The 3,281-nt window shown below is 73.2% G+C and carries 4 protein-coding genes and 1 pseudogene; all 5 read left to right on the forward strand.

Annotated elements, in window-relative coordinates:
• A partial coding sequence (gene glp, locus B7767_RS23580) for a gephyrin-like molybdotransferase Glp (protein WP_085573953.1) occupies positions 1 to 897 on the forward strand: 897 nt, incomplete at its 5' end.
• A gap of 86 nt (positions 898 to 983) precedes the next feature.
• Entirely contained in the window at positions 984 to 1,496 is a 513-nt protein-coding gene (gene moaC / locus B7767_RS23585) for a cyclic pyranopterin monophosphate synthase MoaC (protein WP_085573956.1), read from the forward strand.
• The gene (locus tag B7767_RS23590) at positions 1,493 to 2,035 is read left to right on the forward strand and encodes a molybdenum cofactor biosynthesis protein B (protein WP_085573954.1); all 543 of its coding nucleotides are present in this window, start codon (positions 1,493 to 1,495) and stop codon (positions 2,033 to 2,035) included. Before moaC ends, B7767_RS23590 begins: the two co-directional genes overlap by 4 nt.
• A gap of 26 nt (positions 2,036 to 2,061) precedes the next feature.
• Complete coding sequence (locus B7767_RS23595) at positions 2,062 to 2,700, forward strand: GNAT family N-acetyltransferase (RefSeq protein WP_256923539.1); 639 nt, start codon at positions 2,062 to 2,064, stop codon at positions 2,698 to 2,700.
• A gap of 172 nt (positions 2,701 to 2,872) precedes the next feature.
• Positions 2,873 to 3,281: pseudogene (locus B7767_RS23600) on the forward strand (hypothetical protein); the annotation flags it as partial.

The following is a 3,281-nucleotide window of genomic DNA, read 5'->3' on the forward strand; positions in this document are numbered from 1 at the left end:
CGCAGCCTCGCCCCCGAGGGCGCCACCGGGCAGGTGAACGTGTACCGCCCGGCCGAGGCACGCGCGCACGTGCGCGCCCGGGGCAGCGACGTCAAGGCCGGTGACCGCGCCCTGGCGGCCGGCACCGTCCTCGGCCCGCCGCAGATCTCCCTGCTGGCCGCGATCGGCCGCGGCACGGTACGGGTGCGCCCGCGCCCGCGCGTGGTGGTGCTCTCCACCGGCAGCGAACTCGTCCAGCCCGACGGGGAACTGCGCCCCGGTCAGATCTACGACTCCAACAGCTTCGCCCTCACCGCCGCCGCGCGGGACGCCGGCGCGATCGCCTACCGCGTGGGCGCCGTCGCCGACGACGCCACGACCCTGCGGGACACCATCGAGGACCAGTTGGTGCGCGCCGACCTGATGGTCACCACCGGCGGCGTGAGTGTCGGGGCGTACGACGTCGTCAAGGAGGCGCTGTCGTACGCCGGGGACGAGGACGAGCCCGGCAGCGGCGTCGAGTTCCGCAAGCTCGCCATGCAGCCGGGCAAGCCCCAGGGCTTCGGCTCCATCGGCCCCGACCACACCCCGCTCCTCGCCCTGCCCGGCAACCCGGTCTCCAGTTACGTCTCCTTCGAGCTGTTCGTCCGCCCCGCCATCCGCACCCTGATGGGCCTGACGGACGTCCACCGGCCGAGGGTCCGCGCGAAGCTCACCGCGGACCGGGCACTGACCTCGCCGGGGGGCCGCCGCCAGTTCCTGCGCGGCCGGTACGCCGACGGCACGGTGACCCCGGTCGGCGGCGCCGGCTCCCACCTCGTGGCGGCCCTCGCGCAGGCGAACGCGCTGATCGTCGTCCCCGAGGACACCGAGTCCGTCGCGCCCGGCACCGAGGTCGAGGTGGTCCTGCTCGGCTGAGCGCGACCGGTTGGCGGTACCGTGTCGCGCACAGCAGGCCCGTGCGCCGCACCGCGACGGGCCAGGACCGGGAGCGCCACACGATCATGACCGTGCCTTCCCGGGGGGAGACCCCCGGACCCTCCGAGCAGCGTCGTCTGACCCACATCGACGAGGCGGGCGCCGCCCGCATGGTCGACGTGTCCGGCAAGGACGTCACCGCGCGCACCGCGCGGGCCACCGGCCGCGTCCTCGTCTCACCGCGCGTGATCGAGCTGCTGCGCGGCGAGGGCGTCCCCAAGGGCGACGCGCTGGCCACCGCGCGCATCGCGGGCATCATGGGCGCCAAGCGCACCCCCGATCTGATCCCGCTCTGCCACCCGTTGTCGGTGTCCGGTGTGAAACTGGATTTGTCGGTCGCGGACGACGCCGTGGAGATCGCGGCGACCGTGAGGACGACGGACCGTACGGGCGTCGAGATGGAGGCGCTCACCGCGGTCTCCGTCGCCGCGCTCACCGTGATCGACATGGTCAAGGCGGTCGACAAGGAGGCGGTCATCACGGACGTGCGGGTCGAGGAGAAGACGGGCGGCAAGTCGGGCGACTGGAGCCGGGCATGACACTCGACGCGACCGTCGGCGGCGCGCTGCTCGCGCCGTACAGCGCGCTGGTGGTCACCGCGTCCAACCGGGCCGCCGCCGGCGTCTACGAGGACAAGGGCGGCCCCCTGATCGCGGAGGGCCTGCGGCGCTTCGGCTTCGCGGTCGACGGCCCCCAGGTCGTCCCCGACGGCGACCCCGTGGAGGCCGCCCTGCGCGCGGGCGCCGCCGCCGGGTACGACGTCGTCGTGACCACCGGTGGCACCGGCGTCTCACCCACCGACCGCACCCCCGAGGCGACCCGCCGGGTCATCGACCACGAGATCCCCGGCATCGCGGAGGCCATCCGGGCGTACGGCCGCGACAAGGTGCCCACGGCCGCCCTCTCCCGGGGCCTCGCGGGGGTCGCGGGCTCCACGCTGATCGTCAACCTGCCGGGGTCCAGCGGCGGGGTGAAGGACGGTCTCGCCGTCCTGGAGCCGCTGCTGAGGCACGCCGTGGACCAGCTGCGCGGCGGGGACCACCCGAGACCGGACGCCACGGGCGGGGGTGCGAGCTGAACAGCCCACACTGGCCGGTCGAGCTGGTGGACGGCGACATCGTCCTCCGGCCGATAAGGCTGCGCGACCAGAAGGCCTGGCGCGAGGTCAACCGCCGCAACCGCGACTGGCTGCGGCCCTGGGAGGCGACGATCCCGCCGCCCACGCCCAGCGGCCCGGTCATCCACCGGCCGACCTACCGTCAGATGGTCCGCCACCTGCGCTCCGAGGCCAACGCGGGCCGGATGCTGCCGTTCGTCATCGAGTACCAGGGCCGTCTCGTCGGCCAGTTGACGGTCGCCGGGATCACCTGGGGCTCGATGTGCTCGGGCCACGTCGGCTACTGGGTGGACGAGTCGGTGGCCGGCCGCGGAGTGATGCCGACGGCCGTGGCGATGGTCGTGGACCACTGTTTCCGCGCCGTCGGACTGCACCGCGTCGAGGTCTGCATTCGCCCCGAGAACGGGCCGAGCCGCAGGGTCGTGGAGAAACTCGGATTCCGCGAGGAGGGCCTGCGCCCGCGATATCTGCACATCGACGGAGCCTGGCGCGACCACCTCGTCTTCGCGCTCACGGCGGAAGAGGTCCCCGACGGTTTGCTCGCCCGGTGGCGCCGGGCACGCTCCGAGGGGCGGTCCGGCCACGAGCGGCGTAATCCAGGAATCCCGCACGGCCCCGGAAATTGAATAAACGTTCGAATTTGAGCGGAAGGTGACCGCCTTCAGGCGTGGAATTCCCGCTTTGAGGGGGTCCCTGATCGCGCCGGTCACAAGAAAAGTTCGAAATATCAGCCGGATCGTGCGACACACCGGCCCAATTGGCGGATGGCCCCGTGCAAACCCCTCTACCGTGTGAGATGTGAGCAGCAGCGGCCTCATCTACGCAGTCATCGTCGGGGCCTGGGCCGCCTACTTGGTGCCGATGTGGCTCCGTAGGCAGGACGAGCTGAACGAGGCCCGTCCGACGGAACGCTTCAGCACCGCCATCCGATTGCTGTCCGGACGGGCGGGCATGGAGCGCCGGTACGCCAAGGACCTGCGGGCGCGCTCCGCCGACGAGGGGGAGTACGACGTCCACGACCCGGACGCGGTCACCGACACGGTGGACGTCCGGGCCTTCGCCGTGTCCCAGACCCGTCCGCAGACCCAGGCACCCCTGCCGCCCCCCGAGGAGCGGCCGGAACCGGCGCCCGCCCGGCCTCCGCGCGAGCACGCGGACGGGGGGACACCCGGACCGGCCGCCGCGCGGGGACGCGTCCCGGCCGCCC

This window comes from Streptomyces sp. 13-12-16, from assembly GCF_002114215.1.
GTDB lineage: Bacteria > Actinomycetota > Actinomycetes > Streptomycetales > Streptomycetaceae > Streptomyces.

What these genes read in the sequence shown, in the direction of transcription:
- moaC (WP_085573956.1), top strand. Translation starts at nt 984, where the DNA reads ATGACCGTGCCTTCCCGGGGGGAGACCCCCGGACCCTCCGAGCAGCGT.
- B7767_RS23590 (WP_085573954.1), top strand. Translation starts at nt 1,493, where the DNA reads ATGACACTCGACGCGACCGTCGGCGGCGCGCTGCTCGCGCCGTACAGC.